At 55.9% G+C, this 25,006-nt stretch carries 24 protein-coding genes and 1 other annotated feature; of the genes, 17 read left to right on the top strand and 7 right to left on the bottom strand.

The window, feature by feature from the left end; all coding sequences use genetic code 11:
• Window positions 1–81: 81 nt before the first annotated feature.
• From deoC to deoD, 4 genes are all read left to right on the top strand, one after another.
• Complete coding sequence (deoC, locus tag ACOTZF_RS03070) at window positions 82–861, top strand: deoxyribose-phosphate aldolase (protein ID WP_013095489.1); 780 nt, start codon at window positions 82–84, stop codon at window positions 859–861.
• A gap of 100 nt (window positions 862–961) precedes the next feature.
• The gene (gene deoA, locus ACOTZF_RS03075; RefSeq protein ID WP_032618491.1) at window positions 962–2,284 is read left to right on the top strand and encodes a thymidine phosphorylase; all 1,323 of its coding nucleotides are present in this window, start codon (window positions 962–964) and stop codon (window positions 2,282–2,284) included.
• 51 nt (window positions 2,285–2,335) lie between these two features.
• On the top strand, window positions 2,336–3,559 hold the full coding sequence (deoB, locus tag ACOTZF_RS03080) for a phosphopentomutase (protein WP_013095491.1): 1,224 nt from the start codon (window positions 2,336–2,338) through the stop codon (window positions 3,557–3,559).
• Window positions 3,560–3,642: 83 nt separating this feature from the next.
• Window positions 3,643–4,365 carry a purine-nucleoside phosphorylase gene (gene deoD, locus ACOTZF_RS03085; RefSeq protein WP_013095492.1) on the top strand — a complete coding sequence of 241 codons (723 nt, stop codon included), beginning with the start codon at window positions 3,643–3,645 and terminating at the stop codon, window positions 4,363–4,365.
• 61 nt (window positions 4,366–4,426) lie between these two features.
• Here deoD and lplA read toward each other — a convergent pair whose 3' ends face one another.
• Window positions 4,427–5,443, bottom strand: coding sequence for a lipoate--protein ligase LplA (lplA, locus tag ACOTZF_RS03090; RefSeq protein ID WP_057071048.1), 1,017 nt, complete (start codon window positions 5,441–5,443; stop codon window positions 4,427–4,429).
• 39 nt (window positions 5,444–5,482) lie between these two features.
• Window positions 5,483–6,127 carry a YtjB family periplasmic protein gene (locus ACOTZF_RS03095; RefSeq protein ID WP_057071049.1) on the bottom strand — a complete coding sequence of 215 codons (645 nt, stop codon included), beginning with the start codon at window positions 6,125–6,127 and terminating at the stop codon, window positions 5,483–5,485.
• 117 nt (window positions 6,128–6,244) lie between these two features.
• Between ACOTZF_RS03095 and serB the strand changes: the two genes are divergently transcribed.
• The 3 genes from serB (at window position 6,245) to nadR (ending at window position 9,942) form a co-directional block, all read left to right on the top strand.
• On the top strand, window positions 6,245–7,213 hold the full coding sequence (gene serB / locus ACOTZF_RS03100; protein ID WP_013095495.1) for a phosphoserine phosphatase: 969 nt from the start codon (window positions 6,245–6,247) through the stop codon (window positions 7,211–7,213).
• A 75-nt stretch (window positions 7,214–7,288) separates the two neighbouring features.
• Window positions 7,289–8,674 (top strand): DNA repair protein RadA, encoded by a 1,386-nt coding sequence (radA, locus tag ACOTZF_RS03105; RefSeq protein ID WP_013095496.1) that lies wholly within the window; start codon window positions 7,289–7,291, stop codon window positions 8,672–8,674.
• A 35-nt stretch (window positions 8,675–8,709) separates the two neighbouring features.
• Entirely contained in the window at window positions 8,710–9,942 is a 1,233-nt protein-coding gene (nadR, locus tag ACOTZF_RS03110) for a multifunctional transcriptional regulator/nicotinamide-nucleotide adenylyltransferase/ribosylnicotinamide kinase NadR (RefSeq protein ID WP_014830583.1), read from the top strand.
• 116 nt (window positions 9,943–10,058) lie between these two features.
• Here the strand turns inward: nadR and ACOTZF_RS03115 are convergent, their stop codons facing one another.
• A complete protein-coding gene (locus ACOTZF_RS03115; protein WP_129252058.1) occupies window positions 10,059–11,060 on the bottom strand; it encodes a zinc-binding alcohol dehydrogenase family protein in 1,002 nt (333 codons plus the stop codon).
• A gap of 108 nt (window positions 11,061–11,168) precedes the next feature.
• Between ACOTZF_RS03115 and ACOTZF_RS03120 the strand changes: the two genes are divergently transcribed.
• Complete coding sequence (locus ACOTZF_RS03120; protein WP_058661980.1) at window positions 11,169–12,068, top strand: LysR family transcriptional regulator; 900 nt, start codon at window positions 11,169–11,171, stop codon at window positions 12,066–12,068.
• Between the two features lie 90 nt (window positions 12,069–12,158).
• Here ACOTZF_RS03120 and ettA read toward each other — a convergent pair whose 3' ends face one another.
• On the bottom strand, window positions 12,159–13,826 hold the full coding sequence (ettA, locus tag ACOTZF_RS03125; RefSeq protein WP_013095500.1) for an energy-dependent translational throttle protein EttA: 1,668 nt from the start codon (window positions 13,824–13,826) through the stop codon (window positions 12,159–12,161).
• Between the two features lie 227 nt (window positions 13,827–14,053).
• On the opposite strand from ettA, the gene sltY reads away from it, so the two are divergent.
• Window positions 14,054–15,991 carry a murein transglycosylase gene (gene sltY, locus ACOTZF_RS03130; protein ID WP_013095501.1) on the top strand — a complete coding sequence of 646 codons (1,938 nt, stop codon included), beginning with the start codon at window positions 14,054–14,056 and terminating at the stop codon, window positions 15,989–15,991.
• Between the two features lie 55 nt (window positions 15,992–16,046).
• On the top strand, window positions 16,047–16,376 hold the full coding sequence (gene trpR / locus ACOTZF_RS03135; protein ID WP_013095502.1) for a trp operon repressor: 330 nt from the start codon (window positions 16,047–16,049) through the stop codon (window positions 16,374–16,376).
• A gap of 27 nt (window positions 16,377–16,403) precedes the next feature.
• Here the strand turns inward: trpR and yjjX are convergent, their stop codons facing one another.
• On the bottom strand, window positions 16,404–16,919 hold the full coding sequence (gene yjjX, locus ACOTZF_RS03140) for an inosine/xanthosine triphosphatase (protein WP_029882672.1): 516 nt from the start codon (window positions 16,917–16,919) through the stop codon (window positions 16,404–16,406).
• A gap of 49 nt (window positions 16,920–16,968) precedes the next feature.
• Between yjjX and gpmB the strand changes: the two genes are divergently transcribed.
• Window positions 16,969–17,616 carry a 2,3-diphosphoglycerate-dependent phosphoglycerate mutase GpmB gene (gene gpmB / locus ACOTZF_RS03145; RefSeq protein ID WP_013095504.1) on the top strand — a complete coding sequence of 216 codons (648 nt, stop codon included), beginning with the start codon at window positions 16,969–16,971 and terminating at the stop codon, window positions 17,614–17,616.
• Here the strand turns inward: gpmB and robA are convergent.
• On the bottom strand, window positions 17,613–18,482 hold the full coding sequence (gene robA / locus ACOTZF_RS03150) for an MDR efflux pump AcrAB transcriptional activator RobA (RefSeq protein ID WP_013095505.1): 870 nt from the start codon (window positions 18,480–18,482) through the stop codon (window positions 17,613–17,615). The two genes, gpmB and robA, sit on opposite strands and share 4 nt — an antisense overlap.
• 211 nt (window positions 18,483–18,693) lie before the next feature.
• Here robA and creA point away from each other — a divergent pair, with 211 nt between their 5' ends.
• Window positions 18,694–19,167 carry a protein CreA gene (gene creA, locus ACOTZF_RS03155; RefSeq protein WP_013095506.1) on the top strand — a complete coding sequence of 158 codons (474 nt, stop codon included), beginning with the start codon at window positions 18,694–18,696 and terminating at the stop codon, window positions 19,165–19,167.
• A gap of 46 nt (window positions 19,168–19,213) precedes the next feature.
• Here the strand turns inward: creA and arcA are convergent, their stop codons facing one another.
• Entirely contained in the window at window positions 19,214–19,930 is a 717-nt protein-coding gene (arcA, locus tag ACOTZF_RS03160) for a two-component system response regulator ArcA (protein WP_003856501.1), read from the bottom strand.
• 95 nt (window positions 19,931–20,025) lie between these two features.
• Between arcA and yjjY the strand changes: the two genes are divergently transcribed.
• The 5 genes from yjjY (at window position 20,026) to thrB (ending at window position 25,006) form a co-directional block, all read left to right on the top strand.
• Window positions 20,026–20,166 (top strand): protein YjjY, encoded by a 141-nt coding sequence (gene yjjY / locus ACOTZF_RS03165; protein ID WP_001541509.1) that lies wholly within the window; start codon window positions 20,026–20,028, stop codon window positions 20,164–20,166.
• A gap of 399 nt (window positions 20,167–20,565) precedes the next feature.
• On the top strand, window positions 20,566–21,252 hold the full coding sequence (locus ACOTZF_RS03170) for a tRNA/rRNA methyltransferase (RefSeq protein ID WP_129252056.1): 687 nt from the start codon (window positions 20,566–20,568) through the stop codon (window positions 21,250–21,252).
• Between the two features lie 211 nt (window positions 21,253–21,463).
• Window positions 21,464–21,532, top strand: a complete 69-nt coding sequence (thrL, locus tag ACOTZF_RS03175; RefSeq protein WP_015572623.1) for a thr operon leader peptide — start codon at window positions 21,464–21,466, stop codon at window positions 21,530–21,532.
• Window positions 21,471–21,588 (top strand) — a sequence feature (Thr leader region). (Overlaps the previous gene by 62 nt.)
• Window positions 21,589–21,612: 24 nt before the next feature.
• On the top strand, window positions 21,613–24,075 hold the full coding sequence (thrA, locus tag ACOTZF_RS03180) for a bifunctional aspartate kinase/homoserine dehydrogenase I (RefSeq protein ID WP_013095509.1): 2,463 nt from the start codon (window positions 21,613–21,615) through the stop codon (window positions 24,073–24,075).
• 1 nt (window position 24,076) lies between these two features.
• Complete coding sequence (gene thrB, locus ACOTZF_RS03185) at window positions 24,077–25,006, top strand: homoserine kinase (protein WP_013095510.1); 930 nt, start codon at window positions 24,077–24,079, stop codon at window positions 25,004–25,006.

Here is a 25,006-nt window from a genome sequence, read left to right on the forward strand (position 1 = left end):
GAAGTGTGAATGCGGGTGGATGTTAGAATACTCACAGACCCGCAAGGTAAAATTGATACGGCACCGCCGTTGGAGAATGTTATGACCGATTTAACTGCAAGCAGCCTGCGCGCGTTGAAACTGATGGACCTGACCACCCTGAACGATGACGACACCAATGAAAAAGTCATCGCCCTGTGTCATCAGGCGAAAACGCCAGTGGGCAACACTGCCGCTGTCTGCATCTATCCGCGCTTTATCCCGATTGCCCGCAAAACGCTGAAAGAGCAGGGTACCCCGGACGTGCGCATTGCAACCGTAACTAACTTCCCGCACGGCAACGACGATATCGAGATCGCGCTGGCGGAAACCCGCGCGGCGATTGCCTACGGCGCAGACGAAGTTGACGTGGTATTCCCGTACCGTGCGCTGATCGCGGGCAACGAGCAGGTGGGCTTTGACCTGGTGAAAGCCTGTAAAGATGCTTGCGCGGCGGCAAACGTGCTGCTGAAAGTGATCATCGAAACTGGCGAACTGAAAGAAGAAGCGCTGATTCGTAAAGCGTCCGAAATCTCCATCAAAGCCGGTGCGGATTTCATTAAAACCTCTACCGGTAAAGTGCCGGTGAATGCGACCCCGGAAAGCGCGCGCATCATGATGGAAGTGATCCGCGATATGGGTGTGTCCAAAACCGTGGGCTTTAAACCGGCGGGCGGCGTGCGTACTGCGGAAGACGCGCAGCAGTTCCTGGCGATTGCCGACGAGCTGTTCGGCGAAGAGTGGGCGGACTCACGTCACTACCGCTTCGGCGCGTCCAGCCTGCTGGCAAGCCTGCTGAAAGCGCTGGGTCATGGCGACGGTAAGAGCGCCAGCAGCTACTAAGTTTGAATTGCCGGGTGGCGCTACGCTTACCCGGCCTACAGGATCGTGGTCGGGTATATCGTACCCGCCATCATTCACCCGATTCCTCATGGGGGTTACCGTGTTTCTCGCACAAGAAATTATTCGTAAAAAACGTGATGGTCATGCATTAAGCGACGAAGAGATCCGCTTCTTTATCAACGGCATTCGAGATAACACCATCTCAGAAGGGCAGATTGCAGCCCTGGCGATGACCATCTTCTTCCACGATATGTCGATGCCTGAGCGTGTCTCGTTGACCATGGCGATGCGAGATTCAGGAACCGTACTGGACTGGAAGAGCCTCAACCTCAACGGCCCGATTGTCGATAAACACTCCACCGGCGGCGTAGGCGATGTAACGTCTCTGATGCTCGGCCCCATGGTGGCGGCCTGCGGCGGTTATATCCCGATGATCTCCGGGCGCGGCCTGGGACACACCGGCGGTACGCTCGACAAACTGGAAGCCATTCCGGGCTTCGATATCTTCCCGGATGACAACCGCTTCCGCGAAATTATTAAAGACGTTGGCGTGGCGATCATCGGCCAGACCAGCTCGCTTGCCCCGGCAGACAAGCGCTTCTACGCAACCCGCGATATCACCGCAACCGTTGATTCTATCCCGCTGATCACCGCCTCTATTCTGGCGAAGAAACTGGCAGAAGGGCTGGACGCGCTGGTAATGGACGTAAAAGTGGGTAGCGGCGCGTTTATGCCAACCTATGAACTCTCTGCTCAGCTTGCTGAAGCGATCGTTGGCGTCGCCAACGGCGCAGGCGTGCGCACCACCGCACTGCTGACGGACATGAATCAGGTGCTGGCCTCCAGCGCCGGTAACGCCGTCGAAGTGCGCGAAGCCGTTCAGTTCCTGACAGGCGTTTACCGTAACCCACGACTGTTCGACGTGACCATGGCGCTGTGCGTCGAGATGCTGATTTCAGGCAAACTGGCGAAAGACGACGCTGAAGCGCGCGCGAAACTGCAGGCGGTGCTGGATAACGGCAAAGCGGCAGAGATCTTTGGCCGCATGGTAGCGGCGCAAAAAGGCCCGACCGACTTCGTGGAAAACTACGCGAAATACCTGCCGACCGCGACGCTCAGCAAAGCCGTTTATGCCGATAGCGAAGGTTTCGTCTCTGCTATGGACACCCGTGCACTGGGTATGGCGGTGGTCTCGATGGGCGGCGGCCGTCGTCAGGCATCGGACACCATTGATTACAGCGTTGGCTTTACCGATATGGCCCGTCTGGGCGACAGCGTTGACGGAGAACGTCCGCTGGCGGTGATCCACGCCAAAGACGAAGCCAGCTGGCAGGAGGCGGCGAAGGCGGTGAAAGCGGCTATTACGCTTGCGGATAAAGCACCAGAAAGCTCGCCTTCGGTCTATCGTCGTATCACCGAATAGCGGTATACTGATCTGATCAATCATTTTTAGCACTACGTACGGAGAACAATTATGAAACGTGCATTTATTATGGTGCTGGACTCATTCGGCATCGGCGCAACCGAAGATGCAGAACGTTTTGGTGACGTGGGTTCCGATACCATGGGTCACATCGCGGAAGCCTGTGCGAAAGGCGAAGCGGACAACGGTCGTAAAGGCCCTCTGACTCTGCCCAACCTGACCCGCCTCGGTCTGGTGAAAGCGCATGAAGGTTCTACCGGTAAAATCGCTGCCGGTATGGACGGCAACGCGGAAGTGGTGGGCGCTTACGCCTGGGCGCATGAGCTCTCTTCCGGTAAAGACACCCCGTCTGGACACTGGGAAATCGCCGGTGTGCCGGTTCTGTTTGACTGGGGCTATTTCTCCGATCACGAGAACAGCTTCCCGCAGGAACTGCTTGATAAGCTGGTGAAACGCGCCAACCTGCCGGGCTACCTCGGTAACTGCCACTCTTCCGGTACTGTGATTCTGGATCAGCTCGGCGAAGAGCACATGAAAACCGGTAAGCCGATTTTCTACACCTCAGCTGACTCCGTATTCCAGATTGCCTGCCACGAAGAGACGTTTGGCCTGGATAAACTGTACGAACTGTGCGAAATCGCCCGTGAAGAGCTGACCGAAGGCGGCTACAACATTGGTCGTGTTATCGCGCGTCCGTTTATCGGCGACAAAGCGGGTAACTTCCAGCGTACCGGTAACCGTCACGACCTGGCCGTTGAGCCACCGGCACCTACCGTGCTGCAGAAACTGGTTGATGAGAAAGGCGGTCACGTGGTTTCCGTGGGTAAAATCGCCGATATCTACGCCAACTGCGGTATCACCAAAAAGGTGAAAGCCACCGGCCTGGATGCGCTGTTTGACGCGACCGTCAAAGAGATGAAAGAAGCAGGTGATAACACCATCGTCTTCACCAACTTCGTCGATTTCGACTCCTCCTGGGGCCACCGTCGCGACGTGGCGGGTTATGCGGCTGGCCTGGAGCTGTTCGACCGTCGTCTGCCAGAGCTGATGGAACTGGTGGGTGAAGATGACATTCTGATCCTGACCGCTGACCACGGCTGTGACCCAACCTGGACCGGTACTGACCACACCCGTGAGCACATTCCGGTGCTGGTGTACGGCCCGAAAGTGAAACCGGGCTCGCTGGGGCACCGTGAAACCTTCGCGGACATCGGCCAGACGATTGCGAAATATTTTGGCACGTCTGACATGGAATATGGCAAGGCTATGTTCTGAGTTATGTTGGGTGCGGCCTGATGCCCTCACCCCAACCCTCTCCCACGGGGAGAGGGCGAATTTACAATGAAAAGGAACTGAAGATGGCAACTCCTCACATTAACGCAGAAATGGGTGATTTCGCTGACGTCGTATTGATGCCGGGCGACCCGCTGCGCGCGAAACACATTGCAGAAACTTTCCTGGAAGACGTGCGTGAAGTGAACAACGTTCGCGGCATGCTGGGCTTCACCGGAACGTACAAAGGCCGCAAAATCTCCGTGATGGGCCACGGTATGGGTATTCCATCCTGCTCCATCTACACCAAAGAGCTGATCACCGACTTCGGCGTGAAGAAAATCATCCGTGTTGGCTCCTGCGGCGCGGTGCGCATGGACGTTAAACTGCGTGACGTGGTGATTGGTATGGGTGCCTGCACCGATTCCAAAGTCAACCGTATGCGTTTCAAAGATCACGACTTCGCGGCGATTGCTGATTTCGGCATGGTGCGTAACGCGGTTGACGCGGCTAAAGCGCTGGGCGTTGATGCTCGCGTGGGTAACCTGTTCTCTGCGGATCTGTTCTATGCGCCGGACGGCGGCGAGATGTTCGACGTGATGGAAAAATACGGCATCCTGGGCGTGGAAATGGAAGCGGCGGGCATCTACGGCGTCGCGGCTGAGTTCGGTGCGAAAGCGCTGACCATCTGCACCGTGTCTGACCACATCCGTACCCACGAGCAGACCACGGCTGCTGAGCGTCAGACCACCTTCAACGACATGATCAAAATCGCGCTGGAATCCGTTCTGCTGGGCGATAAAGAGTAATTCTGTCTCTTCCGGCCCTCTCCCTGTGGGAGAGGGTTGGGGTGAGAGCACCAGGCCGCACCTAGCGCACGGCCCGTGCAATCCACGCTGACAACTCCCTCAGCTCATTTTCCTGCCCCGGGAAATCCCCGATCAACGCATCGCATTCCTGCTGCAGCATATCCGCCCGATACAAACAGCCCTGCAAACGAGCCGCCAGCGCCTCTAACGGCGCCGGGTTAAGGCTGTCCGTAAATACCTGCGTGCGGGTGATATGCCCTTTCTCTACGTCAAAGTGCAGCTCCACGCCGCCCCAGGTAAAGCGTTCGTCCAGCAGATGCGAAAAGGCAGGCGCCTGGCCAAAGTTCCACTCCCAGCTGCTCTGGCGGGCAAAGGTTTCGGCGAAATTGGGCAGATCCGGGGTTTTATCCGGGGAGATCACCTCTGCCTCTACGCGCTCACCGTAATGGGCAAAGAAGGCTTCCTGGATCGCCTCGCAGATTTGCGCGTGAGTGATGTCCGGCAGAAGCTCAACCAGGTTGGCCACGCGCCCCCGCACGGAAGTGATCCCTTTGGCCTGCAGTTTTTTCTTGTCGGGATTCAGGTAGTTCGCCAGACGGCTGAGATCGGCGTTAAGAAGAAGGGTGCCGTGGTGGAAGCCGCGATCCAGTGTTTCGCGATAGGCTGAGCCTGACACTTTGCGATCTCCATCGGGCGTTTTGACCACCAGGTCGTTACGCCCGGAGGCTTCTGCCGTCACGCCGAGCGAATTGAGCGCGTTGAGAACAATGGACGTTGAGATGGTCTTGTCGTATTCCGGCTTACCCGCCATAAAGGTAAAGCAGGTATTGCCCAGATCGTGGAATACCGCACCACCGCCGCTGCTGCGGCGCGCCAGACGGACGTTGTCCTCTTCCATACGCCGGGTGTTACACTCTTTCCACGGATTCTGCGCGCGGCCAATGACCACCGTGTCGGCGTTGCGCCAGAGAAACAGCACGCGTTGGGTGGCGGGCATCTGGCGGAAGATGCACTCTTCTACCGCAAGATTAAACCACGGATCGTAAGAGTCAGAGAGCAGCAGGCGTAACGTCGTCATGGCAGAGTTCCTTTTCCAAATCATCAGCCTACTTTATCACTAATCTTTCTTTTCGCTCTCTTCGTCTTCAGGAACGGATTTACTGGCGGTCAGCAGGAAGGGCGACTGCTGCCAGCGGGTGCGCTTGCCCTGCAGCAAGGTGCGGGCCAGTACCACGCCAATGGCGAGGGAGAGCAGGAGCATCAGACGGAGTATATTGGTGGTGTTATCCACCTGTTTGGCTTCCGTGGGCAGGGTATGGGTGTCGAGCGTAAGGCGCAGATACCCCAGCGGACCATTTTTGCCCTGAATAGGTTCGACGATCTGTTGGTTAAAGTAGCCCCCGGCTTTTTTACCGTCCAGCGCCAGCCTGTCGCGTACGTCGACATGCTCGCCCGCGCGAGCAATCAGATCGCCTTTTTCATCGTAGACACCGGCATCCAGGATACGGCTGTTCTCGGTTAACTGACGCAAAACCTGGCTGATGCGTTTGTCATCCGGCGTTTCGGTACGCATAGCGGGCGCGACGTTAAGCGTAACCTGACGCGCCAGCGTGCGGGCCAGCTCCTCAAACTGCGGATTCCGTTGCCGTTGATGATTCTGGCTAAACCACGACGCCCCTTGCATCAGCACCACTAACAGGGCGAGACAGAAAAGGACGATCACGGCGCGATGAAGCCGGAATTTCAGTTTTGCGCGAACCATATTCCACCTGCTGAAAATTTACGGCTTAATGTTGCCAGAAGTGATGGTTACAGGGTAGCCTCATGCGTTATTTTCCCTCTTGAACCTTCCGGCGCGAACGAAATTACAGGAGCTTCAATGCCGAACATTACCTGGTGCGACCTGCCAACGGATGTCTCTTTATGGCCAGGATTGCCGCTCTCTTTAAGTGGCGATGAGGTGATGCCTCTGGATTACCACGCTGGCCGTAGCGGCTGGCTGCTGTACGGACGCGGCCTGGATAAGCAACGCCTTACCCAATATCAAACTAAACTGGGTGCGGCGATGGTGATTGTCGCCGCCTGGTGTGTGGAAGATTATCAGGTCATTCGCCTGGCCGGTTCCCTGACGCAGCGCGCGACGCGTCTGGCGCACGATGCCGGGCTGGACGTTGCCCCGCTGGGTAAAATCCCGCATCTGAAAACGCCGGGTCTGCTGGTGATGGATATGGACTCTACCGCCATCCAGATTGAGTGTATCGATGAGATTGCCAAACTGGCGGGCAGCGGCGAGCTGGTGGCGGAAGTGACCGAGCGCGCGATGCGCGGCGAGCTGGATTTTACTGCCAGCCTGAGACAGCGCGTGGCGACCCTCAAAGGGGCCGATGCCAATATCCTGCGTCAGGTGCGCGATGAACTGCCGCTGATGCCCGGGCTGACGCAACTGGTGCTGAAGCTCCAGTCGCTGGGCTGGAAAGTGGCGATCGCTTCCGGTGGCTTTACCTTCTTCGCGGATTACCTGCGGGAAAAACTGCATCTGACCACCGTGGTCGCCAACGAGCTGGAGATCATGGACGGTAAGCTGACCGGGCAGGTGCTCGGCGATATCGTGGATGCGCAGTATAAAGCCAATACGCTGAGCCGACTGGCCGAGAAATATGAAATTCCGGTTGCCCAGACCGTTGCCATTGGCGATGGCGCAAACGATCTGCCGATGATCAAAGTTGCCGGTCTTGGCATTGCCTACCATGCCAAGCCAAAAGTGAATGAAAAGACGGAAGTGACTATCCGTCACGCTGACCTGATGGGGGTGTTCTGCATCCTCTCCGGCAGCCTGAATCAGAAATAACGGTATGCGATTGTAGGCTGGGTAAGCGTTAGCGCCACCCGGCGCGCAGGCCGCACTGAAATAACGAGGTAAACCGTGGCTAAAGCCCCAAAACGCGCATTTGTCTGTAATGAATGTGGTGCGGATTATCCGCGCTGGCAGGGGCAATGCAGCGCCTGTCATGCCTGGAACACCATCACCGAAGTGCGTGGTGTGGCGGCTTCGCCGAGCGTGGCCCGCAATGAACGCCTGAGCGGCTATGCGGGTAATGCCGGTGTGGCAAAAGTCCAAAAACTGTCAGAAATCAGTCTGGAAGCGTTGCCGCGCTTCTCCACCGGCTTCAAAGAATTTGACCGCGTGCTTGGCGGCGGCGTGGTACCGGGCAGTGCGATCCTGATCGGCGGTAACCCGGGAGCGGGTAAATCGACCCTGCTGCTGCAAACGCTCTGCAAGCTCGCCGAGCAGATGAAAACCCTGTACGTCACTGGCGAAGAGTCCCTGCAGCAGGTGGCGATGCGAGCACACCGTCTGGGTCTGCCTACCGGCAATCTGAATATGCTGTCGGAAACCAGCATTGAGCAGATCTGCATGATTGCCGAAGAAGAGCAGCCGAAGCTGATGGTGATTGACTCCATCCAGGTGATGCACATGGCGGATATTCAGTCCTCGCCGGGCAGCGTGGCGCAGGTGCGTGAGACCGCCGCGTATCTGACGCGTTTTGCCAAAACCCGCGGCGTGGCGATTGTAATGGTCGGCCACGTTACAAAAGACGGCTCCCTGGCGGGGCCAAAAGTGCTTGAGCACTGTATCGACTGCTCCGTGATGCTGGACGGCGACGCAGACTCCCGCTTCCGTACCCTGCGCAGCCACAAAAACCGCTTTGGTGCGGTGAACGAGCTAGGCGTATTTGCCATGACCGAGCAGGGGCTGCGCGAAGTCAGCAACCCGTCGGCCATCTTCCTGAGCCGGGGGGATGAAGTCACCTCCGGCAGTTCGGTGATGGTGCTGTGGGAGGGGACGCGCCCGCTGCTCGTTGAAATTCAGGCGCTGGTGGATCACTCGATGATGGGTAACCCGCGGCGCGTGGCGGTCGGTCTGGAACAGAACCGTCTGGCGATCCTGCTGGCGGTGCTACACCGTCATGGTGGCCTGCAAATGGCCGATCAGGATGTCTTCGTCAACGTGGTCGGGGGCGTGAAAGTTTCAGAGACCAGTGCCGATCTGGCGCTGCTGCTGGCGATGGTCTCCAGTCTGCGTGACAGACCGCTGCCGCAGGATTTGGTGGTCTTCGGCGAAGTGGGGCTGGCCGGGGAGATCCGCCCGGTGCCTAGCGGCCAGGAGCGCATCTCCGAGGCGGCGAAACATGGCTTCCGCCGGGCGATTGTGCCGGCGGCCAACGTGCCGAAGAAGATCCCCGAAGGGATGCAGGTCTTTGGCGTTAAAAAACTCGCAGATGCGTTAAATGTCTTTGACGACTTATAATTACGTATTCGATTTTGCAGGAGGCACCGTAATTTATGTCATCATTTGACTACATCAAGACCGCAATCCGTCAGAAAGGCTGCACGCTACAGCAGGTGGCTGACGCCAGCGGCATGACGAAAGGCTATCTTAGCCAGTTGCTGAACGCCAAAATCAAAAGCCCCAGCGCGCAAAAGCTGGAAGCGTTACATCGCTTTCTGGGGCTTGAATTCCCGCGTATGCAAAAGAACATCGGCGTGGTGTTTGGCAAGTTTTACCCGCTGCATACCGGCCATATCTACCTGATCCAGCGCGCCTGTAGCCAGGTCGACGAACTGCACATCATCATGGGTTACGATGAAACCCGTGACCGTCAGCTGTTTGAAGACAGCGCCATGTCGCAGCAGCCGACGGTGCCGGATCGCCTGCGCTGGCTGCTTCAGACCTTCAAATATCAGAAAAACATTCGCATTCATGCCTTTAACGAAGAGGGCATGGAGCCGTATCCACACGGCTGGGACGTGTGGAGCAACGGCATTAAAGCGTTTATGGAAGAGAAGGGCATTGCGCCCAACTGGATCTACACCTCTGAAGAGTCCGACGCACCGCAGTTCCGCGAGCATCTGGGCATTGAAACGGTGCTGATCGATCCTAAGCGTACATTCATGAACATCAGCGGGGCGCAGATCCGCGAAAACCCGTTCCGCTACTGGGATTACATCCCGACCGAAGTGAAGCCGTTCTTTGTGCGCACAGTTGCGATTCTGGGCGGTGAATCCAGCGGGAAATCGACGCTGGTCAACAAGCTGGCAAATATCTTCAATACTACCAGCGCGTGGGAATACGGACGTGATTATGTCTTTTCCCATCTGGGGGGAGACGAGATGGCGCTGCAGTATTCTGATTACGATAAAATCGCGCTAGGCCATGCTCAGTACATTGATTTCGCGGTGAAATACGCCAACAAAGTGGCCTTCATCGACACCGATTTTGTCACCACACAAGCCTTCTGTAAGAAGTATGAAGGACGCGAGCACCCGTTCGTACAGGCGCTGATCGATGAATATCGCTTCGACCTGGTGATACTGCTGGAAAACAACACGCCGTGGGTCGCCGACGGGATGCGCAGCCTCGGTAGCTCAGTGGACAGAAAAGAGTTCCAGACGATGCTGGTAGAAATGCTTCATGAGAACAACGTGGAGTTTGTCCACGTTGAAGCGTCGGATTACGACACCCGTTTCCTGCGCTGCGTCGAGCTGGTGAAGGAGATGATGGGGGAGCAGGGGTAAAGTCACAGGCTTGCCCCTCTCCCTAACCCTCTCCCCATGGGGGAGAGGGGATCGTACGGAGCTGTCTTTACCCTCTCCCCCGTGGGGAGAGGGCAGGGTGAGGGGGAATTATCCACTCAGAACGCAACCACCACCTTCCCGCGCATATGCCCGTCCAGCACTTTGCGGTGGGCCTCGGTAATGCTTTCCACGCTCAGCCCGTGCAGCGTTTCGCTGAGCGAGCTCTCCACCACGCCGTTATCCACCAGCTTTGCCACCTCGTTTAAGATCTCGCCCTGACGCCCCATATCGGCAGTCTGGTACATGCTGCGGGTATACATGAATTCCCAGTGCAGGGCGGCGGATTTGGATTTCAGCTTGTCCTGGTTCAGCGGGTGCGCATTTTCGACGATGGAGCAGATGTGTCCCTGCGGCGCAATCAGTTCGCTGACCGCGTCCCAGTGGCCATCGGTATCATTGAGGATGAAAATATAATCCACAAAGGTGATGCCCTGTTTGGCCAGTTCACCTTGCAGATCGCGATAATTCACCACCAGATCCGCGCCGCGATCGCGACACCACTGGGCTGAGTCTTCCCGCGACGCGGTGGCGATGACCCTGACCTTGCTGTTGTGCTTCGCAAACGGGATCGCAAGGGAGCCTACGCCGCCGGCACCGCCGATGATCAGCAGCGTTTTGTCCGACCCGGCATCCTGAATATTCAGGCGCTCAAACAGCCCTTCCCAGGCGGTGAGCGCGGTCAGCGGCAATGCGGCAGCGGCATCCCAGCCAAGGCTTGTCGGTTTGTGTCCGACAATACGCGCATCAATCAGCTGGTGCGTGGCATTACTGCCCGGACGGGTAATGTCGCCGGCGTACCACACTTCGTCGCCCGGTTTGAAACAGGTGACGCTTGTCCCCACCGCTTTGACGACACCGCTGGCATCCCAGCCGAGAATGCGTGGCGCCTGCAGGCCGTTTTTAACAAGACTCGCATGCACTTTAGTATCGACCGGGTTGATGGAAACGGCTTTTACTTCCACCAGCAGATCGTGTTCACCGGGCTGTGGCATCGGTTGGGTGATCTCAATAAAAGCTGCGGGATTTTCAGGATTAACGGCAATGGCTTTAACAGACATGATTAACTCCTCAATGGAATGCGTTTTGTTGAGGCTAGTCTATTAAGTGGTCATGCGCATGATAAGATGGACAATCAAGAACGGAGTGTTCGTATGGGGTGAACAATCATGTTTAAACAGCTGCAGGATATGGCGCTGTTTGCGCTGGTGGCGGAGATGGGGAGTTTTACCGCCGCAGCGCAGAAAGCAGACCTGCCGAAATCCAGCGTTAGCCAGCGGATTAGCCAGCTTGAGCAGCAGGTGGGGATCCGCCTGCTGAACCGCACCACGCGCAGGCTGAATCTGACCTTTGCGGGGGAGCACTATCTGGTGCATTGTCGCGAGATGCTGGCGGCCAGTGAAAGGGCGGAGTATGCCATTCAGCGGCTGCGTGAAAACCCCAGCGGACGGCTTCGCATCACCTGCCCGGCGGGCATTGGCGCGACGTTACTGGCACACCTGAATGCCGAGTTTCAGCTCCGCTATCCTGACGTTTCACTGGATGTCTCTATTTCTGACGATGTGCTCGATCTGGTGGAGTCTGGCTTTGACGTGGCGCTGCGTACCGGTAAACCGCAGGACTCCTCGCTGATTGGCCGCATGATTGGCCACTGTCCGCGCTATATGCTGGCATCACCGGAATATCTGGCACGCCGGGAGCCGCTGCACCATCCCCGCCAGCTGGTGGATCACCGCTGTATTACCCACAAGGCCTGGTCTGAATGGCTCCTGCAAAGCGAGAGTGAGGATTACCGCTATCTGCCGGACAATGCGCATATGACGGATAATCTTGTGTATGCCCGTGAGTGCGCGGTAGCTGGTGCGGGAATCACACTCTTACCCGCTTTTTTGCTGGAAGATAAAATTGAAAAAGGGGCGCTGGTGCAGGTGCTACCGGAGTGGAACGTTGAAGGAAACGATCTCTGGCTCGCCTATCCGAGCCGTAAGCTCAATTCGCCTGCGCTGATGAGCTATATCGAGTTTGCGATGCAGTTTGATGAGGTGAGGCGGTACTACGTGGGAAGGTAATTATGTGCGGCCTGATGCCCTCACCCTGACCCTCTCCCATGGGAGAGGGAACAAACATAAAAAACGGCAACCGAAGTTGCCGTTGTGCTTTTATTTCGCGATACGCTTGTACTTAATACGCTTCGGCTCCAGCGCGTCTGCGCCCAGCGTGCGTTTCTTGTACTCTTCGTATTCGGTGAAGTTACCTTCGAAGAACTCCACTTTCCCTTCATCCTGGTAGTCCAGAATGTGGGTGGCGATACGGTCAAGGAACCAACGGTCGTGCGAGATAACCATGGCACAGCCCGGGAACTCCAGCAGGGCGTTTTCCAGCGCGCGCAGGGTTTCGATGTCGAGGTCGTTGGTTGGTTCATCGAGCAGCAGTACGTTACCGCCAACCTGCAGCAGCTTCGCCAGATGCAGACGACCACGCTCACCACCGGACAACTCGCCGACGCGTTTACCCTGATCGGTACCTTTGAAGTTAAAGCGGCCCACGTAGGCACGGCTTGGCATCTCGGTGTTGCCGATACGCATGATATCCAGCCCGCCGGACACTTCTTCCCACACGGTTTTGCTGTTATCCATTGCGTCACGGAACTGGTCAACGGACGCCAGTTTCACCGTTTCACCCAGGGTGATAGAACCGCTGTCTGGCTGCTCCTGACCGGACATCATACGGAACAGGGTGGATTTACCCGCGCCGTTCGGACCGATGATACCGACGATGGCACCCTTCGGTACGGAGAAGGAGAGATCGTCGATCAGCACGCGGTCACCGTAAGATTTACGCAGGTTGCTGACTTCGACCACTTTATCCCCCAGACGCGCGCCAGGTGGAATAAACAGTTCGTTGGTTTCGTTACGTTTCTGGTATTCGGTGTTGTTCAGCTCTTCGAAGCGTGCCAGACGGGCTTTGCCCTTAGACTGACGGCCCTTCGTGCCCTGACGTACCCACTCCAGCTCTTTCTCAATAGACTTACGGCGTGCTGCTTCAGCAGACGCTTCCTGCGCCAGACGCTGATCTTTCTGCTCCAGCCAGGAAGAGTAGTTGCCTTCCCATGGGATACCCTCGCCGCGGTCCAGCTCCAGGATCCAGCCCGCCACGTTATCGAGGAAGTAACGGTCGTGGGTGATCGCCACCACGGTGCCTTCGAAGTCGTGCAGGAAGCGTTCCAGCCACGCCACGGATTCCGCATCCAGGTGGTTAGTGGGTTCGTCGAGCAGCAGCATGTCTGGTTTTTCCAGCAGCAGACGGCACAGCGCCACGCGGCGACGCTCACCACCGGAGAGGTTGGCGATTTTCGCATCCCAGTCCGGCAGACGCAGGGCGTCAGCGGCGCGCTCCAGCTGCACGTTCAGGTTGTGACCGTCGTGCGCCTGGATAATCTCTTCAAATTTGCCTTGCTGAGCGGCCAGTTTATCGAAGTCCGCATCTGGCTCGGCGTATTTGGCATACACTTCATCCAGACCTTTCAGCGCGTTAACCACTTCGGATACCGCTTCTTCAACCGATTCACGAACGGTGTGTTCAGGGTTCAGCTGAGGTTCCTGCGGCAGGTAGCCAATTTTGATGCCAGGCTGCGGACGGGCTTCACCTTCGATGTCTGTATCGATGCCGGCCATGATGCGCAGCAGGGTGGACTTACCGGCACCGTTGAGGCCCAGAACACCGATTTTTGCGCCCGGGAAGAAGCTCAGCGAGATATTTTTAAGAATATGACGTTTCGGCGGTACCACTTTGCCGACACGATGCATGGTATAAACGAATTGAGCCACGTTGGACTTCGCCTCTTTTATCGTGATGAAAAGGAATTTCAGCCTCGAAGTGTAGCCTTTTTCCCGCCCTAATCCCAGCCAGGAACGTCGGGAGTGTTAAAACGCGCAGGAAAGGTAAAAAAGTGTCCGTAACGTGGCGCGTTCCGGGATGCCTGGTTAGCATAAGTTAATTAGACTTTGACGTGGCAAGACGCTGCAATTGACGAAAAAACAATGAGGAAGAGCTTGTGGAAAAAGCCAAACGGGTGGTCTGGCGTCTGCTGGCGGCCAGCGTATGCGTAATGGCGGTAAGCCAGGCGGTGCATGCCGATTCACTGGATGAACAACGTAACCGCTACGCCCAGATTAAACAGGCGTGGGACAACAAACAGATGGATACTGTGCAGGCGTTGATGCCGACGCTGAAAGACTATCCTCTCTATCCCTATCTGGAGTATCGCCAGATTACTGACGATCTCATGAATCAACCCACGGTCACCGTGAATAACTTCATTCAGGCGAACCCGACCCTGCCGCCCGCCCGGAACCTGCAGTCTCGTTTTGTAAACGAGCTGGCGCGTCGTGAAGACTGGCGCGGACTGCTGGCGTTCAGCCCGGAAAAACCGAACACCACGGAAGCCCAGTGTAACTATTACTATGCAAAATGGGCCACCGGTCAGCAGGAGGAAGCCTGGGCCGGGGCAAAAGAGCTGTGGCTGACCGGGAAAAGCCAGCCGAACGCCTGTGATTCGCTCTTTGGTGCCTGGCGTGCTTCCGGTAAACAGGATCCGCTGGCTTACCTTGAACGTATCCGTCTGGCGATGAAAGCCGGAAACACGCGTCTGGTGATGGCTCTGGCGGGTCAAATGCCGTCGGATTACCAGACCATTTCCACGGCCGTGATGTCGCTGGCAAACGACCCCAACAGCGTTCTGACCTTTGCCCGCAGCACGGGAGCGACCGATTTTACCCGACAGATGGCGGCGGTGGCCTTTGCCAGCGTGGCGCGTGACGATGTCGAAAACGCGCGGCTGATGATCCCGCAGCTGGTGCAGGCACAGCAGCTCAATGAAGAGCAAACCCAGGAACTGCGCGATATCGTGGCGTGGAGACTGATGGGCTCGGACGTAACCGACGAACAGGCCCGCTGGCGGGACGATGCCATTATGCGCTCCAACTCCACGTCGCTGGTGGAACGTCGCGTGCGCATGGCGCTGGGGACGGGCGATCGTAAAGGCCTCAATACCTGGCTTGCGCGTCTGCCGATGGAAGCCAAAGAGAAAGACGAATGGCGCTACTGGCAGGCGGATCTGCTGATGGAGCGGGGACGCGATGACGAAGCCAAAGAGATCCTCCACGCGCTGATGCAGCAGCGAGGCTTCTACCCAATGGTGGCCGCGCAGCGTCTGGGTGAGGAGTACACCTTCCGCATTGATAAAGCGCCGGGTAACGCCAGCCCGGCGTTGACCCAGGGGCCGGAAATGGCGCGCGTGCGCGAGCTGATGTACTGGAATATGGACAACACCGCCCGTAGCGAGTGGGCGAATCTGGTCACCAGCCGCACTACGGATGAGAAAGCCCAGCTTGCCCGTTACGCCTTTGATAACCACTGGTGGGATCTGAGCGTTCAGGCTACGATCGCCGGTAAGCTGTGGGATCATCTCGAAGAACGTTTCCCGCTGGCCTACAAAGATCTGTTCGATCGCTACACCAGCGGTAAAGATATTCCGCAAAGCTATGCCATGGCGATTGCCCGTCAGGAGAGCGCCTGGAACCCGAAAGTCCGTTCCCCGGTAGGGGCCAGCGGCCTGATGCAGATTATGCCGGGCACGGCGACGCATACGGTGAAGATGTTTAATATCCCGGGATACAGCAGTCCATCACAGCTGCTGGATCCGGATACCAACATCAACATTGGTACCAGCTATCTGCAGTACGTCTATCAGCAGTTTGGTAACAACCGCATTTTCGCCTCTGCGGCGTATAACGCGGGCCCAGGGCGTGTGCGTACCTGGCTGGGTAACAGCGCCGGACGCATCGACGCCGTGGCGTTTGTCGAGAGCATTCCGTTCTCAGAAACGCGCGGCTACGTGAAGAACGTGCTGGCGTATGATGCCTATTACCGTTACTTCATGGGGCAAAAAGATACCCTGATGAGCGATGCGGAGTGGCAGAGACGTTACTGATTGGGATGGGTTGTGTTATGCTGTACTCGTTAATGAGTACAACAGGCGGCATAACATGACCCAGCATTCCCCGTATTCCTCGGCACTGGCCGAACAACGTCATCAGGAGTGGCTTCGTTTTGTGGAGTTGCTCCGCCAGTCTTACGACCAGGATCTGCATTTACCCCTGCTGCAACTGATGCTGACGCCGGACGAGCGTGAGGCGTTGGGCACGCGCGTGCGGATCATCGAAGAGTTACTGCGCGGTGAGATGAGCCAGCGTGAGCTCAAAAACGAGCTGGGCGCGGGGATCGCGACGATCACCCGCGGTTCAAACAGCCTGAAGTCTGCGCCGGTTGAGCTGCGTCAGTGGCTGGAAGCGGTATTGCTGAAAAACGCCGGATGACGGCTGCGCCTTATCCGGCCTACACGTTCAACGATAAATGGCGTTATGGAACGGGCTTAACGCCAGGATCACTGCCTGATGGTAAACGCTTGAGCGCGTAAGCGCGCCAGCAGTAAAGACGCCAATCGCTCCTTCTTTACGGCCTATTTCATCAATGCCGGTGTATTGCGACATCACTGGCCCGAGCGCTTCGCCTGCGCGCACTTTTTCCAGAATGATGTCCGGCAGCGGCAGGGTGGCCGAGCGTGCTTCACCGCGCTGTTCACGGCTTTCGATAACCACCCAGCTAAACGTCGCGCCTTCGTCAATTCCCGCTTCAATGGCGACCCAGAAGTCGGCATCGGGTGCGGCCGCTTTCGCATTTAACACGCGATTTCGTGCGCCAGCGCGCGTTTCTTCGCTGCCAAACGGCTGTTCAGGAACGCCACTCTCGACGCCGACGGCATCAATATGGCAGGATCCTTCGCCGAAAATCTCTTCAAATGCCCTTAGAATTGCCTGAATTTTGGCAGGATTGGTGGTAGCAGAGACAACATGGTGCATAATTAAGCTCGATTCAAAAAAACTCATCGCAGTATAACGGAAAAAAAGCATGTTACAGGTATACCTTGTTCGCCACGGTGAAACGCAGTGGAACGCCGAGCGACGTATTCAAGGCCAGTCCGACAGTCCTCTCACTGAAAAGGGTGTGCAGCAAGCGTGGCAGGTGGCAGAACGTGCCAGAACGCTGGGCATTACCCATGTCATCACCAGCGATTTAGGTCGCACGCAGCAGACGGCGCGCATAATTGCTGATGCCTGTGGTTGTGATGTGCTGCTTGAACCGCGCCTGCGCGAGCTGGATATGGGGGTGCTCGAAAAACGCCATATCGATACGCTGACGGAAACGGAAGAGGGCTGGCGCCGCACGCTGGTTAACGGTACCGAAGATGGCCGTATCCCTGAGGGCGAATCCATGCAGGAGCTGAGCGTGCGTATGCATGCTGCGCTGGCGGAATGCCTGAAGCTACCCGCCGGAAGCCGTCCACTGCTGGTGAGTCACGGGATTGCGCTGGGATGTCTGGTCAGCACCATTCTGGGGTTACCGGCCTATGCGGAGCGCCGTTTGCGCCTGCGCAACTGCTCTATTTCCCGTATTGATTATCAGGAAAGCGCGTGGCTGGCGTCGGGATGGGTCGTTGAGATGGCAGGGGACATTTCGCATCTTGATGCCCCTGCACTGGATGAACTGCAGCGCTAACGACGGATCGGGATTAAGAATTCCATCCGCAGATTAATGGGGCCTTCTTCCGGTTTCGCATCGCTTGCCGGGTAGTAGCGCTCAATATCCTGACCTTTACGGCGATTCAGGTTCAGCATAGGCATGCATGTTCCGTAAACGGTCAGGATGAATTCCTGTACGCCCGTTCCCAGCCCTTCGTAGGAGAACATCACGTACTCTCCGCCTTCCAGCACGACCGGTTTAGAGCCCTGAATATAGCCATTGGCCATTTCCGGCGTTAACGCGGTGGTGTAGAACACCTCCTGCTCGTCGTCTTTTTCCTGGCTTGGATGCGTTTCGTTGAGACCATACAGGATAGGCGGGATCGCCGGGGCATGGCTCAGGAAGTCGCGCCAGAACTGAACGCGCATTTGATGGCGGAACTCAGAAATCTGCTCCAGAGAACAGGTGTAGCTCTGTGTCGTACCGATCAAATGGGTTTCCGGCAGGGTAATGATTTCGTACTTCGGCATGGCGAACTCGCCCAGACGCAGCGGCGGGCGCATACCGTATGAGCTCCAGTCAGGTGAACGGCGATAGAGTGCCGGCGTCAACGAGAACTGTTTTTTAAAAGCTCGGGTGAATGTTTGTTGCGAGTCGAAACGATACTGCAGGGCAATATCAAGAATAGGCCGCGCGGTCAGGCGTAAGGCCACCGCAGATTTAGATAAACGACGTGCGCGAATATAGGCACCGATAGCATGACCGGTGACATCCTTGAACATCCTTTGCAGATGCCACTTGGAATAGCCTGCTTTAGCCGCCACATTATCCAGTGACAAAGGCTGGTCAAGATGACCTTCCAGCCAGGTTAGCAGGTCGCGAATAATTCCAGCCTGATCCATATACTATCCTCATCCTTAAAACAGCAGGTGCCTGATAACAGGTTAGCGGATAATAGCATTTTTTGATGTTTTAGCATTCAGTGTTTTTTTTGCTCATTAATGCTTTTTGTCCTGCGTTTTGGGTGAATATATTCTAATCCTGTGATCTTGCTACATTTTTGTCTAACGTGTTGAATAATCGCTCAACGTAATATTAAGAAATGGTAACAATATGAAATATAAGACATTGCTCTTAACAGCCTTACTGCTGATAGCGGGCCGCGCGGCGCAGGCGGAACAGATTGGTTCTGTCGATACCGTGTTTAAAATGTTTGGGCCGGACCACAAAATTGTGGTGGAGGCGTTTGACGATCCGGATGTGAAAAACGTCACCTGCTACGTTAGCCGGGCAAAAACCGGGGGGATAAAAGGCGGTCTGGGGCTGGCCGAGGATACATCCGATGCGGCCATCTCCTGCCAGCAGGTCGGGCCGGTTGAACTGAGCGAGAAAATCAAAAACGGCAAAGCGCAGGGGGATGTGGTGTTCCAGAAACGGACGTCGCTGGTCTTCAAAAAGCTGCAGGTGGTGCGTTTTTACGATGCTAAACGTAACACCCTGGCCTACCTTGCTTACTCCGACAAAGTAGTGGAAGGCTCACCGAAAAACGCGATTAGCGCGGTGCCGATTATGCCGTGGCGGGAATAAAAAAAACGGCGCTTTCGCGCCGTTTTTTATGGTGTTGACTGCGGGATCACTCCTGCAGGTCACCGCAGAAACGATAGCCTTCGCCGTGAATTGTGGCGATGATTTCCGGCGTATCTGGCGTAGATTCGAAATGTTTACGAATACGACGGATGGTCACGTCTACAGTACGGTCGTGTGGCTTCAGCTCACGGCCGGTCATTTTCTTCAGCAGTTCTGCACGGGACTGAATTTTGCCCGGGTTTTCACAGAAGTGCAGCATCGCGCGGAATTCACTGCGCGGCAGTTTGTACTGCTCACCGTTCGGGCTGATCAGTGAACGGCTATTGATATCGAGTTCCCAGCCGTTGAATTTGTAGCTGTCTACGCTACGACGCTCTTCGCTGACGGTGCCCAGGTTCATGGTGCGGGACAGCAGGTTGCGTGCACGAATGGTTAACTCGCGTGGGTTAAACGGTTTGGTGATGTAGTCATCCGCACCGATTTCCAGGCCAAGGATCTTATCAACTTCGTTATCACGGCCTGTCAGGAACATTAATGCGACGTTCGCCTGTTCACGCAGTTCGCGCGCCAGCAGAAGGCCGTTTTTACCTGGCAGATTGATATCCATAATGACCAGGTTGATATCATTTTCAGAAAGGATCTGATGCATCTCTGCGCCATCGGTCGCTTCAAAGACATCGTAGCCTTCTGCTTCGAAAATGCTCTTCAACGTGTTGCGTGTTACCAACTCGTCTTCAACGATAAGAATGTGCGGGGTCTGCATGTTTGCTACCTAAATTGCCAACTAAATCGAAACAGGAAGTACAAAAGTCCCTGACCTGCCTGATGCATGTCGCAAATTAACATGACCGGGCTAACGTGACTAAAGTACGTAATTGCGTTCTTGATGCACTTTCCATCAACGTCAACAACATCATTAGCTTGGTCGTGGGTACTTTCCCTTTGGACCCGACAGTGTCAAAAACGGCTGTCATCCTAACCATTTTAACAGCAACATAACAGGCTAAGTGACACCTGACACCCAATAAAACTACGCTTCGTTGACATATATCAAGTTCAATTGTAGCACGTTAACAGTTTGATGAAATCATCATAGCTAAATGCTAGCCTTTGTCACAATTTTTCAATAAACCAACTAGTTGCGGATCTTGATTGATAAACGTTACGAATCCAACTTAAATCGCGTATTCACCCTGTTATTATCATTATAAAACATAAGGATAATCAGGTTCTGTTAACATTCTAAATGATTGTTCAGCTACAAAATAGTTTAGCGCTTTTAATTTGTTATGAAACGCTATTTCGGTGATTTGTGTTGCAAAATTGTAAATTCGCGCCGCGTAATATGTTGACGCGCATAACAGTAATCCCCGCTAACTGATTAAAAAGAGAGCATAAATGCATCTGTCGATTGTACTGGTTGCGCCAGCCAGAGCTGAAAATATAGGCGCTGCGGCGCGTGCCATGAAGACCATGGGGTTCACCGATTTGCGTATTGTGGACAGCGCTGCTCACCTGGAGCCCGCGGCGCGTTGGGTGGCGCACGGGTCGGGCGATATTCTTGATAATATAACCACTTACGGCACGCTCGCCGACGCGCTGCACGATATTTCGTTTACCGTTGCGACCACGGCGCGCAGTCGGGCGAAGTTCCACTATTACGCCACGCCAGCGGAGCTGGTACCGATGCTGAGCGAGAAAAGCCAGTGGCTGGAAAAAGCGGCGCTGGTGTTTGGGCGGGAAGATTCAGGATTAACAAACGACGAACTGGCGCTCGCGGATGTGCTGACGGGGGCTCCAATGGTCGCGGATTATCCGTCCCTGAATTTAGGCCAGGCGGTGATGGTCTATTGCTATCAATTAGCGTCCTTAATACAAATTCCCCAACCGCCAGCGGTGGGTACCGACGAAAACCAGCTGGCCGCGCTGCGTACGCGCGTTGACCACCTGCTGATGCAACTTGGTGTGGCGGATGATCAAAAAATGGCTGACTGGCTGCAGCAGCGTCTTGGGCGTCTGGAGCAGCGCGATACGGCAATGCTGCACCGTTTGCTGCACGATATCGAAAAAAAATTATCCGAGTAAAATGCTGCCATAAGTTTTTACTATGGCGTAAGCGTCTGACGTTAAGGGTTGCCTCTGGCGGAATCGGATGAAAATAAATCTGCACGCAGCGGGACGTAAGAATCCGCTGAATTGTGATCAAATTAAAAATTCATTGACTTAAGGTGCCCGATCCTTTAACCCTAAAAGAATACAGCACAGACAGATAATAATGACAGAGTACACAACATCCATGAAACGCATCAGCATCACCACCATTACCACAACCATCATCATTACCACAGGTAACGATGCGGGCTGACGCGTACAGGAAAAACAGAAAAAAGCCCGCACCTGAACAGTGCGGGCTTTTTTTTCGGCTAAAGGAAACGAGGTAGAACCATGCGAGTGTTGAAGTTCGGCGGTACATCAGTGGCAAATGCAGAACGCTTTCTGCGTGTTGCCGATATCCTGGAGAGCAACGCCAGGCAGGGACAGGTCGCGACCGTTCTCTCTGCGCCGGCAAAAATCACTAACCACCTGGTGGCGATGATTGAAAAGACCATTGGCGGTCAGGATGCACTTCCGAACATTAGCGATGCCGAGCGTATCTTCGCCGAGCTGCTGCAGGGACTGGCGGAGGCACAGCCAGGTTTCCCGCTCGTACAGCTGAAAGCCTTCGTAGAACAAGAATTTGCCCAGATTAAACATGTGCTGCACGGTATCAGCCTGCTGGGTCAGTGCCCGGACAGCATCAACGCGGCGTTAATTTGCCGCGGTGAGAAACTCTCTATCGCCATCATGGCGGGCCTGCTGGAAGCGCGCGGGCATCACGTCACGGTGATTGATCCGGTTGAAAAACTGCTGGCGGTGGGCCACTACCTCGAATCCACCGTTGATATTGCTGAATCAACCCGCCGCATCGCTGCGAGCAAAATTCCTTCTGACCATATGATCCTGATGGCGGGCTTCACCGCCGGCAATGAAAAGGGTGAACTGGTGGTGCTGGGCCGTAACGGCTCTGATTACTCTGCTGCTGTGCTGGCCGCCTGTTTACGCGCGGACTGTTGCGAGATCTGGACTGACGTTGACGGCGTATACACCTGCGACCCGCGCCAGGTACCGGACGCCAGGCTGCTGAAGTCGATGTCTTACCAGGAGGCGATGGAGCTTTCCTACTTCGGCGCGAAAGTGCTTCACCCTCGTACCATCTCCCCCATTGCCCAGTTCCAGATCCCTTGCCTGATTAAAAATACCGGTAACCCGCAAGCGCCTGGCACGCTGATTGGCGCCAGCACAGACGAAGATGGCCTGCCGGTGAAAGGCATCTCCAACCTCAACAACATGGCAATGTTCAGCGTCTCCGGGCCTGGTATGAAAGGGATGGTTGGCATGGCGGCGCGCGTGTTTGCCGCAATGTCACGCAATGGGATCTCTGTGGTGCTGATCACCCAGTCCTCATCGGAATACAGCATTAGCTTCTGCGTGCCGCAGGGTGACTGTCTGCGCGCCCGTCGTGCGCTGGAAGAAGAGTTCTATCTGGAGCTGAAAGAAGAGCTGCTGGAGCCATTATCCATTCAGGAACGTCTTGCGGTTATCTCCGTGGTTGGCGACGGTATGCGCACGCTGCGCGGTATCTCCGCCAAGTTCTTTGCCGCGCTGGCGCGCGCCAATATTAATATCGTGGCCATTGCCCAGGGCTCATCCGAGCGTTCTATTTCGGTGGTGGTTGATAACGATGACGCGACTACCGGCGTACGCGTGGTTCATCAGATGCTGTTCAACACCGATCAGGTGATTGAGCTGTTCCTGATTGGCGTGGGCGGCGTTGGCGGTGCGCTGCTGGAGCAGGTGAAGCGTCAGCAGGAGTGGTTGAAGAAGAAGCATATCGATCTGCGCGTCTGCGGGATCGCCAACTCAAAAGCGCTGCTGACCAACGTTCACGGGCTGAACCTGGAAAACTGGCAGGCCGAGTTGAACGAGGCAAAAGAGCCGTTCAACCTTGGGCGTCTGATCCGTCTGGTGAAAGAGTATCACCTGCTGAACCCGGTGATTGTCGATTGTACGTCGAACCAGGCGGTTGCCGATCAGTACGCGGACTTCCTGCGTGAAGGCTTCCATGTGGTCACGCCGAACAAAAAGGCCAACACCTCGTCGATGGATTACTATCACCAGCTGCGTCTGGCGGCGAGCAAATCGCGTCGCAAGTTCCTGTACGACACTAACGTGGGGGCGGGCCTGCCGGTTATCGAAAACCTGCAGAACCTGCTGAACGCGGGCGATGAACTGCAACGTTTCTCCGGCATTCTCTCCGGCTCGCTGTCCTTTATTTTCGGTAAGCTGGATGAAGGGATGAGCCTCTCAGAAGCAACCCGCGCCGCGCGTGAACTGGGCTACACCGAGCCGGATCCGCGTGACGATCTCTCCGGTATGGACGTGGCGCGCAAACTGCTTATTCTGGCGCGCGAAACGGGCCGTGAACTGGAGCTTTCCGATATCGTGATAGAACCCGTGCTGCCGGCTGAATTTGACAGCAGCGGTGACGTCAGCGCCTTTATGGATAATTTACCGCAGCTGGATGACGCTTTTGCCGCACGCGTGGCGAAAGCCCGTGATGAAGGTAAGGTATTGCGCTATGTTGGCAACATTGAAGAAGATGGCGTGTGCCGGGTGAAGATTGCCGAAGTCGATGGCAACGATCCGCTGTACAAAGTCAAAAACGGCGAAAACGCCCTGGCGTTTTACAGCCACTATTATCAGCCATTGCCGCTGGTGCTTCGCGGCTATGGCGCAGGGAACGATGTTACGGCGGCGGGTGTGTTTGCCGATCTGCTGCGTACCCTGTCATGGAAGTTAGGAGTTTAACATGGTCAAAGTTTATGCCCCGGCTTCCAGCGCCAATATGAGCGTCGGGTTTGATGTGCTGGGTGCGGCGGTGACGCCGGTGGACGGTTCACTATTGGGCGATACGGTCACGGTGGAAGCGGCAGAAAGTTTCAGCCTGAATAACGTGGGACGTTTTGCCAGCAAGCTGCCGTCCGAACCGCGCGAGAATATCGTCTATCAGTGCTGGGAGCGTTTCTGTCAGGAGATCGGGAAAAACGTGCCGGTCGCCATGACGCTGGAAAAAAGTATGCCGATTGGCTCTGGCCTGGGATCAAGTGCCTGCTCTGTTGTGGCCGCGCTGGTGGCGATGAATGAGCACTGCGGCAAACCCCTGAACAATAGCCGTCTGTTGGGGTTAATGGGTGAGCTGGAAGGCCGCATCTCTGGCAGTATCCACTACGATAACGTCGCGCCGTGTTTCCTCGGCGGTATGCAGTTGATGATCGAAGAAAATGGCATCATCAGCCAGCAGGTGCCAGGGTTTGATGAGTGGCTGTGGGTGCTGGCCTACCCGGGTATCAAAGTGTCTACCGCGGAAGCGCGGGCGATCCTGCCTGCGCAGTATCGCCGTCAGGACTGCATCGCCCACGGGCGTCATCTGGCAGGCTTTATTCACGCCTGTTATACCCGTCAGCCACAGCTGGCGGCGAAATTGATGAAAGATGTGATTGCCGAACCGTATCGTACGAAGTTGCTGCCTGGCTTTAATGAGGCGCGACAGGCATCGCTTGATATTGGCGCGCAGGCGTGCGGCATCTCCGGCTCCGGCCCGACGCTGTTCGCCCTGTGCGATAAGCCAGACACCGCGCAGCGCGTGGCGGACTGGCTCTCTAAACACTACCTGCAAAATCAGGAAGGCTTTGTTCATATTTGCCGTCTGGACACGGCTGGCGCACGAGTACTGGGATAA

This window comes from Enterobacter cloacae complex sp. SHL021, from assembly GCF_049237765.1.
Classification (GTDB): Bacteria; Pseudomonadota; Gammaproteobacteria; order Enterobacterales; family Enterobacteriaceae; genus Enterobacter; species Enterobacter cloacae.

What these genes read in the sequence shown, in the direction of transcription:
- deoC (WP_013095489.1), top strand. Translation starts at nt 82, where the DNA reads ATGACCGATTTAACTGCAAGCAGCCTGCGCGCGTTGAAACTGATGGAC.
- deoB (WP_013095491.1), top strand. Translation starts at nt 2,336, where the DNA reads ATGAAACGTGCATTTATTATGGTGCTGGACTCATTCGGCATCGGCGCA.
- deoD (WP_013095492.1), top strand. Translation starts at nt 3,643, where the DNA reads ATGGCAACTCCTCACATTAACGCAGAAATGGGTGATTTCGCTGACGTC.
- lplA (WP_057071048.1), bottom strand. Translation starts at nt 5,443, where the DNA reads ATGACGACGTTACGCCTGCTGCTCTCTGACTCTTACGATCCGTGGTTT.
- ACOTZF_RS03095 (WP_057071049.1), bottom strand. Translation starts at nt 6,127, where the DNA reads ATGGTTCGCGCAAAACTGAAATTCCGGCTTCATCGCGCCGTGATCGTC.
- serB (WP_013095495.1), top strand. Translation starts at nt 6,245, where the DNA reads ATGCCGAACATTACCTGGTGCGACCTGCCAACGGATGTCTCTTTATGG.
- nadR (WP_014830583.1), top strand. Translation starts at nt 8,710, where the DNA reads ATGTCATCATTTGACTACATCAAGACCGCAATCCGTCAGAAAGGCTGC.
- ACOTZF_RS03115 (WP_129252058.1), bottom strand. Translation starts at nt 11,060, where the DNA reads ATGTCTGTTAAAGCCATTGCCGTTAATCCTGAAAATCCCGCAGCTTTT.
- ACOTZF_RS03120 (WP_058661980.1), top strand. Translation starts at nt 11,169, where the DNA reads ATGTTTAAACAGCTGCAGGATATGGCGCTGTTTGCGCTGGTGGCGGAG.
- trpR (WP_013095502.1), top strand. Translation starts at nt 16,047, where the DNA reads ATGACCCAGCATTCCCCGTATTCCTCGGCACTGGCCGAACAACGTCAT.
- yjjX (WP_029882672.1), bottom strand. Translation starts at nt 16,919, where the DNA reads ATGCACCATGTTGTCTCTGCTACCACCAATCCTGCCAAAATTCAGGCA.
- gpmB (WP_013095504.1), top strand. Translation starts at nt 16,969, where the DNA reads ATGTTACAGGTATACCTTGTTCGCCACGGTGAAACGCAGTGGAACGCC.
- robA (WP_013095505.1), bottom strand. Translation starts at nt 18,482, where the DNA reads ATGGATCAGGCTGGAATTATTCGCGACCTGCTAACCTGGCTGGAAGGT.
- creA (WP_013095506.1), top strand. Translation starts at nt 18,694, where the DNA reads ATGAAATATAAGACATTGCTCTTAACAGCCTTACTGCTGATAGCGGGC.
- arcA (WP_003856501.1), bottom strand. Translation starts at nt 19,930, where the DNA reads ATGCAGACCCCGCACATTCTTATCGTTGAAGACGAGTTGGTAACACGC.
- ACOTZF_RS03170 (WP_129252056.1), top strand. Translation starts at nt 20,566, where the DNA reads ATGCATCTGTCGATTGTACTGGTTGCGCCAGCCAGAGCTGAAAATATA.
- thrA (WP_013095509.1), top strand. Translation starts at nt 21,613, where the DNA reads ATGCGAGTGTTGAAGTTCGGCGGTACATCAGTGGCAAATGCAGAACGC.
- thrB (WP_013095510.1), top strand. Translation starts at nt 24,077, where the DNA reads ATGGTCAAAGTTTATGCCCCGGCTTCCAGCGCCAATATGAGCGTCGGG.